At 44.1% G+C, this 17,676-nt stretch carries 19 protein-coding genes; 2 read left to right on the forward strand and 17 right to left on the reverse strand.

Translation table 11 applies throughout. From position 1 onward, the window contains the following. The first annotated feature begins 48 nt into the window (after positions 1-48). Positions 49-570, forward strand: a complete 522-nt coding sequence (locus tag QSV55_RS10430; RefSeq protein WP_165983757.1) for an NUDIX hydrolase — start codon at positions 49-51, stop codon at positions 568-570. Here QSV55_RS10430 and QSV55_RS10435 read toward each other — a convergent pair. The 13 genes from QSV55_RS10435 to pta form a co-directional block, all read right to left on the reverse strand. Then, positions 549-1,475, reverse strand: a complete 927-nt coding sequence (locus QSV55_RS10435; protein ID WP_289650129.1) for a magnesium transporter CorA family protein — start codon at positions 1,473-1,475, stop codon at positions 549-551. The genes QSV55_RS10430 and QSV55_RS10435 overlap by 22 nt on opposite strands. Before the next feature lie 2 nt (positions 1,476-1,477). Beyond that, on the reverse strand, positions 1,478-2,353 hold the full coding sequence (locus QSV55_RS10440) for a FecCD family ABC transporter permease (RefSeq protein ID WP_289650130.1): 876 nt from the start codon (positions 2,351-2,353) through the stop codon (positions 1,478-1,480). Positions 2,354-2,378: 25 nt separating this feature from the next. Continuing rightward, entirely contained in the window at positions 2,379-3,188 is an 810-nt protein-coding gene (locus tag QSV55_RS10445) for an ABC transporter substrate-binding protein (protein ID WP_289650131.1), read from the reverse strand. Between the two features lie 58 nt (positions 3,189-3,246). Further along, entirely contained in the window at positions 3,247-4,905 is a 1,659-nt protein-coding gene (gene argS / locus QSV55_RS10450) for an arginine--tRNA ligase (RefSeq protein ID WP_289650132.1), read from the reverse strand. Continuing rightward, a complete protein-coding gene (locus QSV55_RS10455; protein WP_133452173.1) occupies positions 4,902-5,312 on the reverse strand; it encodes a YwiB family protein in 411 nt (136 codons plus the stop codon). The genes argS and QSV55_RS10455 overlap by 4 nt, the downstream gene beginning before the upstream one ends. 132 nt (positions 5,313-5,444) lie before the next feature. Continuing rightward, on the reverse strand, positions 5,445-5,951 hold the full coding sequence (locus QSV55_RS10460) for a YwhD family protein (RefSeq protein WP_289650133.1): 507 nt from the start codon (positions 5,949-5,951) through the stop codon (positions 5,445-5,447). A gap of 12 nt (positions 5,952-5,963) precedes the next feature. Then, positions 5,964-7,259 (reverse strand): HD domain-containing protein, encoded by a 1,296-nt coding sequence (locus tag QSV55_RS10465; RefSeq protein ID WP_289650134.1) that lies wholly within the window; start codon positions 7,257-7,259, stop codon positions 5,964-5,966. Positions 7,260-7,336: 77 nt separating this feature from the next. Further along, complete coding sequence (locus tag QSV55_RS10470) at positions 7,337-7,810, reverse strand: GNAT family N-acetyltransferase (protein ID WP_133452176.1); 474 nt, start codon at positions 7,808-7,810, stop codon at positions 7,337-7,339. Positions 7,811-7,910: 100 nt separating this feature from the next. Further along, positions 7,911-9,023, reverse strand: coding sequence for a peptidogalycan biosysnthesis protein (locus QSV55_RS10475; RefSeq protein ID WP_289650135.1), 1,113 nt, complete (start codon positions 9,021-9,023; stop codon positions 7,911-7,913). Positions 9,024-9,036: 13 nt separating this feature from the next. Then, entirely contained in the window at positions 9,037-10,149 is a 1,113-nt protein-coding gene (locus QSV55_RS10480; protein WP_289650136.1) for an ATP-grasp domain-containing protein, read from the reverse strand. 140 nt (positions 10,150-10,289) lie between these two features. Further along, positions 10,290-10,616, reverse strand: coding sequence for a YuzB family protein (locus QSV55_RS10485; RefSeq protein WP_133452179.1), 327 nt, complete (start codon positions 10,614-10,616; stop codon positions 10,290-10,292). Continuing rightward, a complete protein-coding gene (locus QSV55_RS10490; protein ID WP_289650137.1) occupies positions 10,609-11,445 on the reverse strand; it encodes a lipoate--protein ligase family protein in 837 nt (278 codons plus the stop codon). The genes QSV55_RS10485 and QSV55_RS10490 overlap by 8 nt, the downstream gene beginning before the upstream one ends. Next, positions 11,445-12,431 (reverse strand): phosphate acetyltransferase, encoded by a 987-nt coding sequence (pta, locus tag QSV55_RS10495; protein ID WP_289650138.1) that lies wholly within the window; start codon positions 12,429-12,431, stop codon positions 11,445-11,447. The genes QSV55_RS10490 and pta overlap by 1 nt, the downstream gene beginning before the upstream one ends. Before the next feature lie 153 nt (positions 12,432-12,584). Here pta and hemQ point away from each other — a divergent pair, with 153 nt between their 5' ends. Beyond that, the gene (hemQ, locus tag QSV55_RS10500; protein ID WP_289650139.1) at positions 12,585-13,334 is read left to right on the forward strand and encodes a hydrogen peroxide-dependent heme synthase; all 750 of its coding nucleotides are present in this window, start codon (positions 12,585-12,587) and stop codon (positions 13,332-13,334) included. Between the two features lie 373 nt (positions 13,335-13,707). Here the strand turns inward: hemQ and QSV55_RS10505 are convergent, their stop codons facing one another. The 4 genes from QSV55_RS10505 to QSV55_RS10520 all read right to left on the reverse strand — a co-directional run bounded on the left by QSV55_RS10505 (position 13,708) and on the right by QSV55_RS10520 (position 17,524). Then, the gene (locus tag QSV55_RS10505) at positions 13,708-14,739 is read right to left on the reverse strand and encodes a ferrated catecholamine ABC transporter substrate-binding lipoprotein SstD (protein WP_289650140.1); all 1,032 of its coding nucleotides are present in this window, start codon (positions 14,737-14,739) and stop codon (positions 13,708-13,710) included. 89 nt (positions 14,740-14,828) lie between these two features. Beyond that, positions 14,829-15,632 carry an iron ABC transporter ATP-binding protein gene (locus QSV55_RS10510; RefSeq protein WP_289650141.1) on the reverse strand — a complete coding sequence of 268 codons (804 nt, stop codon included), beginning with the start codon at positions 15,630-15,632 and terminating at the stop codon, positions 14,829-14,831. Then, on the reverse strand, positions 15,625-16,578 hold the full coding sequence (locus QSV55_RS10515; RefSeq protein ID WP_133452184.1) for an iron chelate uptake ABC transporter family permease subunit: 954 nt from the start codon (positions 16,576-16,578) through the stop codon (positions 15,625-15,627). Before QSV55_RS10515 ends, QSV55_RS10510 begins: the two co-directional genes overlap by 8 nt. After that, positions 16,562-17,524 (reverse strand): ABC transporter permease, encoded by a 963-nt coding sequence (locus QSV55_RS10520; RefSeq protein WP_289650142.1) that lies wholly within the window; start codon positions 17,522-17,524, stop codon positions 16,562-16,564. Before QSV55_RS10520 ends, QSV55_RS10515 begins: the two co-directional genes overlap by 17 nt. Positions 17,525-17,676: the final 152 nt, after the last annotated feature.

Below are 17,676 nucleotides of genomic sequence, written 5' to 3' on the forward strand. Positions count from 1 at the left end.
TATACCCTTTTTGTTAAGATAGTAACGAACAGACAGGGGGAATCATCCGTGAAAAAATTAATGGCACAACACGACTACCATATCTTTAAAATTAAAACACTTGAAATGACTGTGGGTGGGGAACAAGGTATCTTCTATCAAATTGTCCAGCCTGACTGGGTCAATATTATTGCTTTTCATAAAGGCCAGCTCATTGTGGAAAAACAGTTCAGAATAGGCTGTGATCAAGAGATTCTTGAACTGCCTGCTGGTATCATCGAGCGTGATGAAGGGATCATCGCTGCAGCAGAGCGTGAACTGCTGGAGGAAACCGGTTATAAAGGATGTGGACAGCTGCTAAGTGAGATGCTGCCTAATCCTGCGCTCCAGACGAACCGGTGTCATACCGTGCTGATTCCGGAGACAACTAACACCGGTCAGACTCAGCCGGATTCATTTGAAGTCATCTCTACTGAGCTCATGTCTCTGTCCGAAGTGGAAGCAGCTATTATGCATGGACAGTTCCAGAATGCGCTCCATATCGCTTCACTTTACCAGTACCATCTGCATCAGAAAAACTTATTCTTATGATGTGACTTGTTATCAAGAAGATCACCCATCCAGCCTTTACCTTTCAAGTAGATATAGATGAAATACGTCACCATTACCATCAATAGAAGTGCCATTAAATAGCCGAGCTTCCAGTCCAGCTCCGGCATATGCTTAAAGTTCATGCCCCATATAGCGCCGAGCAGAGTGGCAGGAGCAAACAGAGCCGTGAAAATCGTCAGTGTCTTGGTGATTTCATTGCCGCGATAAGAGGAGACCAGATTCTCAAAATCGAGCAAGGCGTCTATTTCTTCTTCATAAGCATTGATGAGGAATCTTGCACGTTCCACCCGCATCTTCATCTGATAATAATACTTGCTCTCCTCAACTTCCTTGCCAAACGCTTCTTCTGTCATCATAAAGAGTTCGGTCACCGTCACAATCTGTGTTTTACAGAGCAGCAGCTGATGGTCCGCTTCCGCCACCTGGTTGAGAATCTTGATATTGTTACGCTCCTTGACTTCCCAAAGAATTTTATGGAGCTTCTGTTCAAATATATCAATCTGTGCCATATATTCGTGGGTCGTATTTTTGATGATGATATAAAAGGTCTCGACAGCTGAACGCCTGCTCTTGTCATTTAAAAGCTCTTCTTCTGTATAAGAGAACATCTTCGGCACATCTATATTCATCAGGATTAAATCATCCCTATCGAGATAAAACTGAAAATCTGCATGATCAGCTTCATCTTCAAGGCTCTGCCTGTAAATGTGAGAACCCCAGAGTGCTTCGTGATCTTCCCTTGTTTCAATCTTCAGTATATTGCCGGTCATCACGGACATTTCACTTATTCGTTCTGTCCAGGTCATATCTTCAGGTCTGATATCCTCTACATGAAGTGCCTGTTTAGTCCAGCTGCCATTGTGATAATGATAATAACTAGTCATGGCTATCCCCTTCTCCATTCTTTTTTGAGCATCATCGTCATCAGTAAAGGAAGTCCTGCTAATGATAGCAGCACACTGACGGGTATCTGCAGTGGCGTCAACATGTTATTACCCAGAAAATCTGCTGCTATAACCGCCACTCCCCCTACTATTCCCGTCGTCAGCAGTGTCGTCGTCTGTTTAAAAAACTGGGGCACAATCAGCCCGACAAATCCGATAATACCCGTGATACTGACCAGCACAGCTGTCATGATTGAGGCTGTAATCAGCGCTGTATATTCCACTTTCTGCTGTTCAATCCCTACACCGCGTGCGATGGTTTCACCGCTTGCGCCTATCATGATCGGCCGCGCAAGTTTAAGGAGTACCACTATTCCCATTAAAGTCACCGGCACCAGCACATAGATATTCTGCCATTCGGCTGCACCAATGCTACCAAAGAGATAATTTAAGAGTTGTCTCGATTGACCCGGCCACAGGATAACCAGACCGTAAAGGGCACTTGAACAGAAGAAGTTAATGAACATGCCGAAAAGTATCATACCGGCGCGCTGGTCCCGGCGGAAATAAAGCTGGGTCAGTGAGACGACCGCAAGAAGGGTCAGAAGGCTGCCTGTGATGCTCATCACCGTAGCGGAGATACCCAGCAGGACAGCCAGCGCACTGCCAAGACTTGCACCACCTGCGATACCGAGCGTGAAAGAATCAGCTAACTTATTATTGAAGATGGTCTGGAAGACTGCCCCTGTAGCGGCAAGGATAAAACCTGTCAGGAATCCGAGCAGCGTGCGTGGCAGCCGGATGTCCCGGATAATCAGCCAGTCAAATGCATCGACGGGCAGGAGATGTCCTTTCACAAAGAATATATGGCAGAACATAGCACCTGCCAGGATGATGGCTAACCTAGTCCTCCAGGGCTTGTGCAAGTTCTTCCAGTCCTTTCGCGATTCTTGGGCCTGGTCGTGTCATCCAGTCATCATTCAACGTATCTGTTTTGACACTTTTCAGTCCCGGACGCTCTTTGACAAGTCTGGCATAATCTTCAGCCTTAGCACCTGTCACAGATAACATGATATCTGGTTTTCGTCGCACTACCGTTTCAAGTGCGACAGGCTGCCATCCTTCAATGTCATGGAAGGTGTTCGTCACTTTAAGCTGTGTCAGCATATCATCCAGCATGGTATGCTGCCCTGCTGTATAGATATCCGGCTCTGACGAGACTTCTATAAATACTTTCTTGTCAGGTAAATGGTCATACTTTTTCAGCACTGCCGCTGTCTCCTGCTCAATGCGATCAGCCAACTTTTCGCCTTCTTTTTCATGCCCGACCGCTTCAGCAATCTGCATCACTGTGTCATCTATTTCATCCAGCTTCTTCGCTTCTTTGATATAGACTATCTTGACGCCCTTATCTTTTAGTGAGTCCAGCACTTTCTGCTGACTCGCGCGCGCAGATTCATGGGTCACAATGACAGAGGGCTTCGCTCTCAGTAACTGCTCTTTATTCAGATTAAAACTGTCAAACTGTTCTTTCGTCTTCACGTCTTTCGGGAAGTCATCATTGGTGGTCACACCGACTACTTCCTTGCCGAGTCCCATCTCATAGAGGATCTCTGTGTTACTAGGCATCAAACTGATGATTCTTTCTTCCGACTGCTCCGCCTGGCATCCACCGAGCAGAAACAGTGAGAGTAATATGACTGATTTTTTCATGGGCATCTCCTTTATCATAGAAAAATAGCGGAACTGATTCTTCAGTTCCGCTTGGGAATTACATCTTTTCCGGGGCAGAAACACCGATTAATGTCAGGGCATTTTTCAGTGTAATTCTAACCGCTTCAATCATGGCAACATGCGCGCTTGATTTCGCAGCGTCTTCTGTCAGAACTTTCTCTGCATTATAGAATTTATGGAAGTGACTTGCTAAATCCTGAATATAATTCGTAATGCGATGAGGTGCACGATGCTCTGCAGCTGATTCTATCGTACTTTCAAAGTCAGCAACACGTTTCAGCAGTTCATACGCCTTGTCATTGGTGATAAGACTGAAATCCGCGTTTGCATCAATGTCAATGCCTTGCTCTTTGGCTGCTCTGATGATCGAACAGATACGTGCGTGCGCATACTGTGCATAATAGACAGGATTATCACTTGATTCACTCGTCGCAAGCTCCATATCGAAGTCAAAATGAGTATCCGGACTACGCATCGTCAGGAAATAACGGGCAGCATCAACACCCACTTCATCCATGATGTCGCGCAGCGTGATCGCATTTCCCGTCCGCTTACTCATCTTCATCTCCTTGCCATCTTTCATGAGACGGACCATCTGCATCACCTGTACCTCAAGACGCTCTGAATCGATACCGAGCGTTTCAAGCGATGCTTTCAGACGAGGGATATAGCCGTGATGGTCAGCACCGAATAAATTGATAAGCGTATCATTGCCATGTTCAATCTTGTCATAATGGTATGCGATATCCGGCAGGAAGTAAGTATAGCTGCCATCCTTCTTGATAAGGACGCGGTCTTTATCGTCTTTAAAGTCTGTTGTGCGTAACCATGTCGCATCATCTTCTTCAAAGATATAACCGTTATCTGTCATCTTAGCAAGTGCCGCATCAATTTTGCCTGTCTCATATAATGTTGTTTCACTGAACCAGTTATCAAAATGGACATTGAAGTCCGAGAGATCCTGTTTCAGTTTCTTCATCTCATACTCCAGCCCAAGTTTACGGAATGCTTTCAGACGTTCATCAGACGGCATGTCTTTATAGCTTGCATTCTGCTGAGCAAGCTCTTCTGCGATACCGATAATATCCTTGCCGTGATAGCCATCTGCCGGCAGTTCAGCTTCCTGACCCAGTGCCTGCAGATAACGTGCTTCGATTGAGTAAGCTAAGTTCTCAATCTGCTTACCAGCATCATTGATATAATATTCTCTCTCCACCGGATAGCCTGCCGCCGCCAGAACATTAGCCAGAGTATCGCCGACTGCCGCATTACGTGCATGTCCGATATGCAGATCACCTGTCGGGTTCGCAGATACATATTCAAGAAGAATCTTTTCCTTCTTCTGTTCAGACTGATGGCCAAACTTCTCCTGCTGAGACAATACCTGTGAGATAATATCCGTCAGATAGCTGTTGTCCATATAGAAGTTGATGAAACCCGGTCCCGCAATCTCCACTTTTTCGACATGCGCTTTAGAGGCATCCAGATTGTCGACAATCAGCTGTGCAATTTCACGTGGGTTGCGTTTGGCAAGCTTTGTCAGTACCATCGCAATATTAGAGGCATAATCCCCATTTGCTGTATCTTTAGGTGTTTCAATCTTGATTTCAGGTACTTCAGTCACGAGTTCCGCCTTTAAAATGGCCGCTTTGATTTCTTCAATCAAAGTGTTTTTGAGCGTGTTAACAATATTCATTGTAATCTCTCCTTATAATCCAGTTGATATTTAAAATGCCCGTGACTGACGTTCTGCTCACTGAGTTCATATTCAATGACAAGACGGCCACCGACCGCTAGTTTTTTATAGTCAAGTTTTGTAGTGTGGACATCCATTACAGCCCGGCCTGCCGGGGTTTCGTAGGAATTCTGTGTGGTTTTGCCTTCTACAAACAGAAAATCCATGTTGATCATGCCTTTACGGGAGATACGGATGCCTGCCGGATCGAGTTTGACTCTGACGGCAATCGTTTCATCTCCCACTTCTTCTGTGTAAGTGAGATAAGGCACGCGCTTTTCGGTCAGCTCACCAGCGCTTTCTCCTCTGAATTTCTGCACTTCATTATGCTGTTTAATTTTCTGCTCTGTCGATACCCAAATTTTCATTTTTATTCACCTGCAAACATTATAGCAAAAAATAAAGAAAGCAGGTACAGTGACCTGCTTTCTTTAGTGTCCTAGCTATTTTGATAGCTAGTACCATCTTACGACTCTCTTTCTAAAAATTCAAGGGGTTCACTATTCTGAAACATTTAACTGTGCTTTCAGTTCCTGCGGTGCATTCTGCCACATCGTTTCATTATGTTGTTGCAGGAATTCAGCGAGCACCCGCTTATTATCATCACCAATCTGGTCAAGAATAAAATGATGTTTCATCGATTTATCCATCATATTGACATGTTCATGCATCCGTTTGAACGCTCGCTTCTTCGCTTTATTGACGAGCATATAGCACGCTGTAACCCCTGCATAGTAGGGACCATTCGCACCCCGCTCTGTTGTCACCCAGACCAGCCAGTAAGGTTTCGCATCCTCACCCTTCACTTCTTCTTCGTCGTCTATCCATTTTACACGCTTTTCCACTTCACTTCTCGCATGCATAGCCCCGATATCAATGAAGGCATGTTTCTCAAGCACATCTATAAAGACAGGAGCCACATTCTCAAGGCTGATCGCGCCTGCATTGGTGCCTTTGTGCCCGTCTAAAGGATCATTCTTAATAATATTGAACTGAAATTGTGCCATTTGACTTCACCTCTAGTTTAATTCATTCAGCAGATTAATAATGGCGCCTTTAATGGCCGGCTCTTTGATATTCACAATCATCTCTTTCGGATAATAAAGCTTATAATCCATCCGGTTGACGCCTGTAATACTGTTGATAATGACAGACTGTGTACTGATTTCTTTAATCTGATTCTGACGTGTCAGCAGATGAATCGGTTTACGATTATTTTTGGAGCCCGGCCGGTCATAGTCATAAGGCAGATCGCTGTAAGCGTCTGACACAAAATAATACTCGGGATCAATGCCTGCCTGCATGAAAAGCTCAGTCAGTTCACCGATTGTAATCACAGAGCCATCAAACGGCAAATACTTGAACAGATCACGATTAACAAATCGTCGTGACAAATCACTTAAAATAGCATCTTCCTCGTCCATCCACTCCTGAAGATAGAAAAATAAAACCGTCTCATCCAGCCTCAAATAATCCTGAACAGAAACTGTATCTTTAAAGAAGGGCAGCAGATGAACGGGTGGTGACTTAAACTGATAACCTGCTTCGTACAGTGCTTTCACCCGTTTAAAACAACGGTTCAGCAATACTTCTCCGCCTCTGCTGACCGGATGAAAATAAATCTGCCAGTACATCTGATAACGGCTCATCAAATAATCTTCCACCGCATGCATACCGCTCTCTTTAATGACGACTTCATCTTCCGTCGGCCGCATCAGCCTTAAAATACGCTCCATATCAAAACTACCATAACTTACCCCCGTGTGGTAGGCGTCTCGCTGCAGATAGTCCATACGGTCAGCATCTATCTGTGAAGATATCATCGAAATAACCAGCTTATTCTGATGCGTCTTGTTGATGACGTCTGCTACTTCCTGCGCAAAGCCGGGATGTACACGGGACAGAACAGCATTGACTTCTGTATCGCCTGTAATGATCGCCTGGGTATATGCCTCGTGATCTGTATGGAATATCTTCTCAAAACAATGAGAGAATGGCCCGTGCCCTAGATCATGCAGAAGCGCTGCACACAGCGCCAGCGGTCGATCCTCGTCATGCCAGGCAGGCCGATTTCTGAAGATTTCATCAATCATCCGTCTGACGATTTCATAGACACCGAGCGAATGCGTGAACCTTGAATGCTCTGCAGAAGGAAACGTCAGATAGAGTGTACCGAGCTGCTTGATACGTCTCAATCGTTGAAATTCCTTCGTCTTGATCAAATCCCAGATCAGCTGATCTCTGACGTGGATATAACGATGGACGGGATCTTTAAATACTTTTTCTTCAGGCATTTTCTGAAATTGATAGCTCATTCGTGTCCTCCAACATAGAATACTTCAATTTTACCATAAAAAAAGGAAACGCTCTCGTATCGCGTTTCCCTGTAGACTTATAGTTTTTTCTTCAGTAAACCTGTTATGACTTTCTCTCCGAATAAGTCTTCTTCATACTCGCGAACAAGTTCAAAGCCATTCTTACGGTAGAACTGACCTGCTGTCTGATTGTCACTTGCCACCTCGACAAAAAGTTCCGGGTAATCGTTACAGATTTCAAGACCAGAAGCAATCAGTCTGCCCCCGATATTCTGACGCTGGTAGCCGGGGATCACGTATATAGCTGATAAAAAGAGTTCTGTGCCGTTGATCAAGTTTGTAAACCCAACGACTTCGTTGTTTTCTTCCGCCACTAGAAATACCGAACTAGCCAGTCTTTTTGTCAGATGTTCATCACTATAAGCGGCTGAAAGAAACTGGGCGATAGTACTGGCTGCCACAATGTTCTGATACGTATCATGCCATGCCATCGTCGCAACACGGCGGATAGCCGGAATATCTTCTATATTCGCCTTTCTGATATTAACCATATGCCACACCTCTTAATAAAAAAAGAAAAGACGGACCTGCGTCCGACTGTTCTCTTTATAATGATATGCTTATTATACCGCAAAATTGTCAGAATAGTAGCTAAACTGTTGACTTGAACTGGAGTTTTTTGAGTAAAAATGCACCAAGAGGTGTAGCACATTTAATAAATATAGCGTAGAAGACGCGCTGCTCTATCTTGAGATGTTTCGTATAAATCAGGTGATACTCAAGAAAGGGTCTGGAGCCACGCGCCAGTTTGTAGTCTTTTGCACCTGCACTGTTATTGATTTTAAGCCTCTTATCATTCGCATACTGATAGAGCAGGCCGCTCGTCATAAAATACAGCCCTTGATAAGACTGGTCCATCCCAAAGTACGCCGGGAACAGCATATCTCCTTTTTGCTGGACCCCCATAAAAGAAACGATGCGCTCGTGCTCTCTTAACACAAACCATTTGAGCGATGTATGGTGATAGATAAAACGGAAAAAGTCAGCAGTATAATGCGGATTATGTATAGAATATTTATCAAGATAAACTTGCTTATATAAAGGAATAAGCGCATCAAAGTCAGCTTCTGACAGCTCGTCTGAGACAGTCAGTCCACTTTTCTCAAGTTTTTTGCTGTCTTTTTTGAGGTCTTTCCGTTCATTCTTCGTATGGGGCTCAGCAGAATCATAGAGATAGACAGCGCGAGATATCAGCGGTTCGTAACCCGCTCCTTCCAGCTGCATTTTGACCAGCTCATCACTGACCGTCCTGAAGACAAGTGCATGACGCGGATAGCGGCGACTGAGCTCCTCTGTAATCTGCTCAATGTGCCTGAGCTGGTCGCCGGTGTAGAGCGTCGTTGACATAAAGGACGGAAAAACAGTGACCGTCTTTTCCCGCGTGCCTTTTAAGATCAAGCGCCCTGCACTGAGCAAGAGACCTGCTCCTTTTTGAACGAGCGGAGGTAAGGTCATCCGTTCAATCTCACTGACCATCTCCTCGATATATTGCCCGGTAAATGAATGAATCCAGCTGTCCTGATAGCCGCCAGATTTAACGCTGTATGGTATCAGTTGCCCATCTATCAGCAGCACCTCTACTTTCGCCTGTACATTCGTGATACCGCGCTCAATCCCATCCATCATATATTTCAGATAGTCTTTATTGACAGGTGAATCAGTGACTTGTTCAAACGGAATAGCATCGAACCTCGTATAAATCATCGAATCCCTCGCTTTATAAGCTGATCAGTTCATCATTCCATTCAATATCATGCGTCGTGATTGCATTGACGGCGACTTTCCTTCTTTTTGCCGAGACCCACCACCGGGCCCCGCTGATCAGCTGTTCAAAGAAAATCACTTTTTCGTTAGGATGCCAGAAGACATCTTTGCCGTATTTGAGCTTCTCGAAGGTGTCCTTCTTCGGTTTCTTCATCCAGTTGAAAAGCGAGACAAAAATCAGCTGTCTTACCTCATAAGTCGGGGCAGTGACTGTCAGATTCCAGACTTCAGGCTTCATGAACAAGGCACCATTCGTTGCTCTCGGATTGCACTCGATGAAATAAAAATCACCGGTGTTGCTGCACTGAATAACGTCAAAGGCAATCTGATAAGACCACTCTAGTTTATGGATGACCTCTTCAATCACTGCCTGCAGTTCAGGGTTGCGCTGTGAATGAAAATGCGTGGAACAGTTGTAGCTTTCATGTGTGTTAGATAAGTAAAGTGACGTCGACAGGGTTCTTCCTTCATAAGCCATTGAATATGAACACCACTCTGTCCCGTATATCAGCGTCTGAATCATAAATGGAAACTGGACTTCATTGCCGAACTCTAATGAATATCTGGAGATTTTACGTACAGACTGACCAAAACGTCCAAAAGGCTGTTTGACGATATAGTGTTCAGCTGGATGGTTTGTGATGAAATGAGTCAATTCTTTTTTAGTATAGACATAAGCGGTGTCAGGGACTTTGAAGCCCATCTCCTGCATCAGCTTTGTAAAATTGAATTTATTATGGACAGACAGCATTTTATCGATGTCTTCTACCCAGACCGGTGCCGCCAGCAGATGCTTGGAGTATGAGAGGTAGAATGATTCTTCGTTGAGCGGCAGAATATAATCGATATGGTATTCACGTACAATCGCATTGATATCTTCTATGTATTCCAGTGTAGAAAAGCGGGGAGAAGTCGTCATGATGAATTTCTCGATGAATTTAGTATTTTTGATGCTGACTTTATTGGTAGAATCAGTCAGATAAACCTGATTGCCGAGCGCAACCTGCTGCTGGACTACTGCATAAGAGATCGGTGCACGTGCACCTGTTATCAGAATACGTTTCATCTGTATAAGTCCACCTTTCATCTCATCATTTTCTTCCCCTCTACTATATCAAGCTGTTGTAAAGCCCCTGTAAATTTGAGATAAAGATAATGTTGTTGCATTGTAAAGAAAAAAGTTCCACCGTTCATAACGGCGGAACTTTACTTCATACGTTTTGCTTTGATTTTTGCTTCCTGCTCTTCCATCCGGCGTTTACGTTCTTCATTACGTTTCTGAAGACGTGCCTCTTCCTCCGGATCACGTTTTTGTGCCAGTCGTTTCTCGACTTTCTCCATCAGCTCTTCTTCTGTATGGGCAGCACATGGACGGTTGTTCACAAACGCAAAAGTTTTCTTTCGTCCGGGACCACAGTAGGATTGACATGCGACTTCAACTTCCGCATCTGGATCAAGCTTCTCGAGTTTAGGCAATAATGTTCGCAGGTTAACGGCCTGACAGTCATCGCAGACTTGAAACTTATTACGCATTGCTGTTCACATCCTCCATATTTCTTCTCATTTTATCATTACGCTCAATCATTCTATCGAAGTAATCATTATACAATGACCAGGCCTCATCTGTCATCTCCAGCATCGACAAATCTGAACCCAGGCTTTTCATGGCCCCTAACAGCTTAAAAAGAACTTCCTGGACAGTCAGCTCAAGCCCCAGCAGTTCGCTTAAACTCGCCATATCTTGTGGATGAATGTCCGGATAGCTGAATTTTGTCTTCTCATTTTGAAGGGCCCGCTTGTAGAATTCCTGCATGAGCTGTGCACGCTCACTGCCGCTTCCTTCTACACAGAGATAAATCTGTACGGCCACGCCACCGCGCACCCGTCGCTGAGAGATGCCAGCGAACTTCCGGTCGTTGATGCTCAAGTCATAACTGCCCGGGCAATATGAGTGCTCAATTTCCTTCGCTTCAATCATCACACCATAGTCTTTGAACATCTCTTTAATAAGTTGATACATCAGCTCATAACCGCCATCTATCGAGAACGATTCCCCGCCGTTGAAGATCAACGAGATATTGAGGACCCCGCTATCCAGCACGACACCGAGTCCGCCTGAATTACGGACGATGGCGCCATACCCCTGTTCAATGAGATAATCAATTCCTTCTTTCAGATGAGGCAGCCTGCTGTCATGGATTCCCAATATGACGACATGCTGATGAATCCATGTACGGACGACACTGTGCCAGTTCTCCTTACCGACTAAATGGCAAAAGGTATCATCAAAACTGAAGGACTGCATGGGCTGCAGTCCTGTCGTGTGATCAATATATTGCCATCTGTCCTGAAACTTGGACATTAAAGCGTTTGTGCTGCTGTGATGATCGCTAAATCATAGACATCATCAGTTGAGCAGCCACGAGATAAGTCGTTGACAGGTGCATTTAAACCTTGAAGGATAGGGCCGATTGCATCAAATCCACCTAAACGTTGAGCGATTTTGTAACCGATGTTACCTGCTTCAAGACTTGGGAAGACGAATACATTCGCATCACCTTGGATTGGTGATTCAGGTGCTTTTTTAGCAGCGACAGAAGGAACAAATGCAGCATCGAACTGGAATTCACCGTCGATAACAACATTTTCGAGCCCTGCTTCTGCTTTTTTCTCTTGAGCAAGACGAGTAGCTTCAACAACCTTTTCTGTTTCAGGCGTTTTTGCTGACCCTTTTGTAGAGAAGCTGAGCATCGCCACTTTAGGTTCCATACCGAAGCTTTGAGCTGTCTTCGCACTTTCAATAGCGATTTCCGCTAAATCAGATGCTTCTAAAGTAGGGTTGATGGCACAGTCTCCAAACACATACTGCTCGTCTTCACGTAACATGAAGAAGACACCAGATGTTTTCGCGACGCCTGGTTTTGTTTTGATGATTTGCAGTGCTGGACGCACCGTGTCAGCTGTAGAATGTGCAGCACCTGATACAAGACCCGCTGCTTTACCTGTATGCACAAGCATGGTACCGAAGTAGTTGCCGTCGTTCATCAGCTGTTCAGCTTGCTCTTCAGTTGCTTTTCCTTTACGACGTTCAACGAAAGAAGCGATTAATTCTGAACGTAATTCACTCGTCGCAGGATCAATAGTCTCTAAACCGTCTAAAGATACACCGATTTTTTCGCTGAGTGCTTTCAGTTCTTCTTCTTTACCTAGCACGATAGGTGCCACGTAGTCAGATTTGCCGAGTTCCACTGCCGCTGCAAGAACACGCTCATCGTTACCTTCAGGGAAAACGATACGAACATTTTTCCCTTCTAATTTGCTTTTTAATACATCCATTAAATTAGCCATAACAGCCTCCTAGTAGTGTTTCATACAATTTACATCCTTATTATAGAGCATTTACGAATAGAATTCACGTCATCAATTTGTAAAAGTCTGAATGCAGAATTTTCCGCTAATTATGGTATATTGGAGAGGACTAAGACAAGAGGAGAGATATGAATGATCGAAGCAGCAAAAACACTCGATGGCTGGTATAGCCTCCATTTATTCTACGCCATCGATTTCACAAGCTTGAAACTCGTTGAAGCAGAAGACCGTGAACAAATGGTCACTGAGCTTAAAGAATATTTAACCAAGCTTGAAGCGAATCATGAAGCAAAAGAAGGCTCTTATGCGTTCTACAACATCACAGGACAGAAGGCGGACTTAATGCTCTGGATGCTACGTCCTGAAATGAAGCAGCTGACAGCACTTGAAACAGAATTCAATAAACTGGCTATCAGCGACTACTTAATCCCTACTTATTCATACGTATCTGTCGTTGAACTGAGCAACTATTTAGCTGGTGACTCTAATGAAGATCCTTATCAGAATCCTCATGTCCGTTCTCGCTTATATCCAGAAATCCCTCGTACAGAGTACGTTTGTTTCTATCCAATGGACAAACGTCGTGAGGGCAATGATAACTGGTATATGCTTGAGATGGATCACCGCAAAGAGCTGATGCGTTCACATGGCATGATCGGACGCAGCTACGCAGGTAAAGTGAAACAGTTCATTACCGGTTCCGTCGGCTTTGACGACCACGAATGGGGTGTTACACTCTTCGCTGACGATGTACTGCAGTTCAAGAAGTTAGTATATGAAATGCGTTTCGATGAAGTCTCTGCCCGCTACGGTGAGTTTGGTGAGTTCTTCGTCGGCAATATATTGAAGCAGGATGACCTATCATCATTGTTTGAAGTTTAATAAGGAAGAAAAGAGTCCGTTACTTTGTGAGTAGCGGACTCTTTTTAGATGACTGATGAGGGAAGTTTGAGATGTGTCCAGCAAACGCCGGATAACGGACACTTCCATATTCTCTATAACTGTTCCTCATCTTTTTTAATGTCCTTAACAAGTAGCGCTAAGTTTTGCTCAAAAAATTTTAAAGACTGTAAAGAATGATAGTTCTTCTTGTACTTAATAACTTTGTTATAAGACCGATGCCTGCAATCATGAATACGCCGTACCGTAACCAGATTTTCCTCATGTCATCACCCCAAAGTTTTTTTCAGTATAGAAGGAAACGATGTATATGTAAATTTATACCAAAAAATCCGACAGCTGTCGGATTTTCTGATTATTTATATGCTTTTTCGATCTCGTCAATCTGCTGCATTGTTGTTTTAACGCCGCCACTTGAGAAGTACCATAAGTATGGGTCTAATTCGATGACTTGATTCTCTTTGATCGCATTAACATCTTTGATGACTTTATTGGCCAGCACTTGCTTGCTTGATGATTTTCCACCCACTGCAACGCCTCTGTCCATCGCAAAGATAATGTCAGGGTTCACTTTGTTGAAGTATTCATAGTTAACGACTTGACCATGACCCTCTGCTTTAATGTTGTTATCCGCTTCTTTCACACCTAAGACGTCATGGATAAAGCCGAAGCGACCTCCTTTACCAAAGACTGACAGTTCGCCTTCATTCGCTAATACAAATAGCCCTTTTTTATCAGATGCTGCTGTCATTTTCTTCACTTCTGCAATCTTGTCATCTAATGCTTTGTTTAATTTGGTTGTCGCGTCTTCTTTATCAAACATTTTACCGATATTGTCTGTGTTTGCTTTTACGCTCTCAACGTAAGCTGTATCTTTAGTACCTACGTAAACGATCTTAGCGTCTGGTGCTGCTTTCTTCATTTCATCCAGAACTTTAGCGGATGCCTGACGTCCTGAGATAAGAATGACTTCAGGACTGAGTTCAGCTAGTTTCTCGAAGTTAGGTTCTTTAAGTGAACCGAGGTTGGTGTACTTATCGTCTTTGAATTCTTTCAGAAACTCAGGGACAGAGCGATTACCTTCACCCTTAGGTAAACCGATGACATGGTCAGCAAGACCCAGCTCCTGCATAGTGGTTAATGTCCCGTAGTCGAATACTGCTACTTTTTTAGAGTTTTTAGGGACTTCCACTTTTTCTGATACATCTTTTGCATCACTGCCATCTTCTTTTTCACCCATCATTTTGTATTCATTTGTGATTGCTACAGTATTTTCTGATGATTCTCCTGCTGTCTTCTCTTCTGTTGCCGTTTCTTTTTTGCTGCCACATGCTGCTAAGATCAAAATTAATGCAAAACTAAGTACTAAAAGTGAATATTTCTTCATGGTAATCTCCTTGTATAATCATTTTCCCCCGAATTTTTGCGCCCAATATAACACCTGATCCCCGGCACCACTCCTTTCATTGTCCGCCACTAAATCATCTGCACTTCCCTGACGTAGTCATCCACTGTCTTTTCATCATCAAAATAGACACAGATCTGCTGACCGAATATGCATTCAATGTTGATGTCCATATCATAGACCGCCTTCAATGCTTCCGGTGTGATGACGTCATCTTTCGGCCCGTCCAGCAGTATCTCGCCTTCTTTCATCGCGACGATATAATCCGCGTAGCAGGAGGCAAAGTTGATGTCGTGTATCACAATCACGATTGTCTTCTGTTTCTCCCGTACGAGGCGTCGAAGCAGCTGCATCATCTGAACAGAATGCTTCATATCCAGATTGTTCAGCGGTTCATCCAAAAAGATATAATCCGTATCCTGAGCAAGTGTCATCGCTATAAAGGCACGCTGTCTCTGACCGCCTGACAGTTCATCTAAATAAGCATCCTCCATGTTCGTAAGCCCCATATATGCCAGCGATTCATCCACTATTTGTATATCGGTTGCCGACAGACGCCCTTTTGAATAGGGGAAGCGGCCAAAATTCACCAGCTCACGCACAGTCAGCTTTAAATTTGTATGGTTGCTTTGCTTGAGAACCGCCAGTTCCCGAGCCACCTGCTCACTTTTCAGGCGAGTGATTTCAGTGCCGTTCAGTTCAACAGAACCGCTTGTCACATCAATCAGACGCGTTGCTGCATTGAGCAGTGTGCTTTTACCGGCACCATTAGGACCGATAATAGCTGTGATAGCGCCTTTTCTGATTTCTGTTGAGACGTTTTTCAGGATCTTTTTCTTTCCGATATCGAGCGATAGGTGACTGACTTTAATCATGTGCGCCCTCCTTAAATAGTAAATAAATGAAGTAGAGTCCTCCGACAAAATTGATCATAATCGTAATTTCAGTCGTCCCGTCAAAAATATACTGTGTCATCATCTGTCCGATCAGGAGCGTGATCACGGAGATCAGCATGGTACAGACAATGAGCAGCTTATGTTCATAGGTCCGGATAAACTGATAGGTAATGTTACAGACGATAATGCCGAGAAATGTGATAGGTCCGACCAGTGCTGTTGATATGCTGACGAGGATAGCCACTATCAGCAGCATCGACCTAGTCAGTCCGTCAACATCAAGACCAAGGTTGACCGCGTGAATCTTACCGAGACTTAGCACATCCAGTTCATGGCTCTTGCGGTAGACGAGAAGCAGTAATAAACAGATTAAAACCGCGCAGAGAATAAGCAGTTTCTCGTTCACTGTGTTGAAGCTTGCAAATAATCTGTCCTGCAGCATCAGGAAATCATCCGGATTCATCACCATATGCATAAAACTCGAAAGACTCTGGAAGCATGTCCCCATGACCAGCCCGAAGAGCAGGATGAAGTAAACAGACGTATTCTTTCTGAAAACGAGCTTAAAAAGTCCCAGTGTGAACAACACCATCAGTGCAACTGAAAGAAAGAAATTGATATAGGTATTCATGAGCAGCGAACTGACAGCGCCAAAGATAAAGATGATGACTGTCTGAAGAAATAAATAGACCGCATCCAGTCCGATCACTGACGGTGTCAGCAGATGGTTCTCTGTCAACGTCTGAAAAATCAGGGAGGAGACCCCGATGGCCGCCCCTACTAAAATGATGGCTGCAACTTTACGTATTCTTGCAGGTAAAACATAGCCGAGTGCATTCATGTTCAGCTGTATCAAGATATAAAGACCGATAAGTGTCACAGCCGTCACGAGTAACAACAGAATTTTTCTAGATTTTGGCGACATAATCGTTCCTCCTTTTCAAGAGAAGCAGCATAAACAGCACGCTGCCGATAATGCCGAGCGTGAGGCCGATCGGGATTTCATAGGGAAAGATAATAAGGCGGCTGAAGAGATCCGCTACCATTACCAGAATCGAGCCAAGTAAGGCTGTATACGGCAGGGTCTTCTGAAGATGATCGCCCACCAGCATGTAAACGATATTCGGTACTACCAGACCCAGGAACGGTAGGACACCAATAGTCACTACGACTGTCGCCGATACAACGGCACTGATGATGACACCGATATTCATCATGCGTTCATATGGAATGCCTAAATTACGGCTGAATGATTCTCCCATACCGACAATCGTGAAATGATAGGCGTAGAAATAAATCAGTATGACCATCGGAATAATGATATACAGAATTTCATAACGCCCCGATGTCACCATCGAAAAATCACCTACAAAGAAGTTGCCGATACTCTGCATGGCATTGAAACGAAGGGCCATGAAAGTAGCAAAACTTGAAACGATATTGCCGAGCATGAGTCCGACGAGCGGAATAAAGATGGCGTCTTTGTATTTGATACGGTTGACGATATACATGAAAGAAAGAGTCCCGATAATGGCGGCCATTATCGCGAAAATGAGTTTTACCAGAATATGTGCTTCTGTGAAGAATATCATGGCGATCAGAATACCAAGTTTCGCGAAGTCCATCGTTCCTGCTGTTGTCGGTGAGACGAATTTGTTGCGCGTCAGCTGCTGCATTAATAGGCCTGAAATACTGAGCGCCGCGCCAGCCAGAATAATGGAGATGGTTCTCGGTAACCGGCTGTTGATCAATATATTTTTGTCATTGGCTGACAGCTGTAAAAGATGTCTGGGGGCCAGGTCTACTACACCGATAAAAATAGACAGCACAGACAGCACAACGAGTAAAAGGGTTAAGTACCGCAACTTCATTAGAAAAGCTCCTCTGCAATTGATAATCATTATCATTTATAATGATAACAAAGATAAGCCACATTTCAACCTTTTTCTGTATTTAAATGCATAACATGTTGCTCTTTGCTATTTAAAAGAAAATTTATTTGATAAGTTGTATACGCATACAT

This window comes from Macrococcus bovicus (genome assembly GCF_030376725.1).
Classification (GTDB): domain Bacteria; phylum Bacillota; class Bacilli; order Staphylococcales; family Staphylococcaceae; genus Macrococcus; species Macrococcus bovicus.

Excerpts from the sequence above, each read along its gene's own strand:
- pta (WP_289650138.1), bottom strand. The coding sequence starts at position 12,431 with ATGGCTAATTTAATGGATGTATTAAAAAGCAAATTAGAAGGGAAAAAT.
- QSV55_RS10505 (WP_289650140.1), bottom strand. The coding sequence starts at position 14,739 with ATGAAGAAATATTCACTTTTAGTACTTAGTTTTGCATTAATTTTGATC.
- QSV55_RS10470 (WP_133452176.1), bottom strand. The coding sequence starts at position 7,810 with ATGGTTAATATCAGAAAGGCGAATATAGAAGATATTCCGGCTATCCGC.
- QSV55_RS10440 (WP_289650130.1), bottom strand. The coding sequence starts at position 2,353 with ATGTTCTGCCATATATTCTTTGTGAAAGGACATCTCCTGCCCGTCGAT.
- QSV55_RS10510 (WP_289650141.1), bottom strand. The coding sequence starts at position 15,632 with ATGATTAAAGTCAGTCACCTATCGCTCGATATCGGAAAGAAAAAGATC.
- argS (WP_289650132.1), bottom strand. The coding sequence starts at position 4,905 with ATGAATATTGTTAACACGCTCAAAAACACTTTGATTGAAGAAATCAAA.
- QSV55_RS10520 (WP_289650142.1), bottom strand. The coding sequence starts at position 17,524 with ATGAAGTTGCGGTACTTAACCCTTTTACTCGTTGTGCTGTCTGTGCTG.
- QSV55_RS10465 (WP_289650134.1), bottom strand. The coding sequence starts at position 7,259 with ATGAGCTATCAATTTCAGAAAATGCCTGAAGAAAAAGTATTTAAAGAT.
- QSV55_RS10475 (WP_289650135.1), bottom strand. The coding sequence starts at position 9,023 with ATGATTTATACGAGGTTCGATGCTATTCCGTTTGAACAAGTCACTGAT.
- QSV55_RS10480 (WP_289650136.1), bottom strand. The coding sequence starts at position 10,149 with ATGAAACGTATTCTGATAACAGGTGCACGTGCACCGATCTCTTATGCA.
- QSV55_RS10435 (WP_289650129.1), bottom strand. The coding sequence starts at position 1,475 with ATGACTAGTTATTATCATTATCACAATGGCAGCTGGACTAAACAGGCA.
- QSV55_RS10445 (WP_289650131.1), bottom strand. The coding sequence starts at position 3,188 with ATGAAAAAATCAGTCATATTACTCTCACTGTTTCTGCTCGGTGGATGC.
- QSV55_RS10460 (WP_289650133.1), bottom strand. The coding sequence starts at position 5,951 with ATGGCACAATTTCAGTTCAATATTATTAAGAATGATCCTTTAGACGGG.
- QSV55_RS10490 (WP_289650137.1), bottom strand. The coding sequence starts at position 11,445 with ATGTCCAAGTTTCAGGACAGATGGCAATATATTGATCACACGACAGGA.
- QSV55_RS10515 (WP_133452184.1), bottom strand. The coding sequence starts at position 16,578 with ATGTCGCCAAAATCTAGAAAAATTCTGTTGTTACTCGTGACGGCTGTG.
- hemQ (WP_289650139.1), top strand. The coding sequence starts at position 12,585 with ATGATCGAAGCAGCAAAAACACTCGATGGCTGGTATAGCCTCCATTTA.
- QSV55_RS10455 (WP_133452173.1), bottom strand. The coding sequence starts at position 5,312 with ATGAAAATTTGGGTATCGACAGAGCAGAAAATTAAACAGCATAATGAA.
- QSV55_RS10485 (WP_133452179.1), bottom strand. The coding sequence starts at position 10,616 with ATGCGTAATAAGTTTCAAGTCTGCGATGACTGTCAGGCCGTTAACCTG.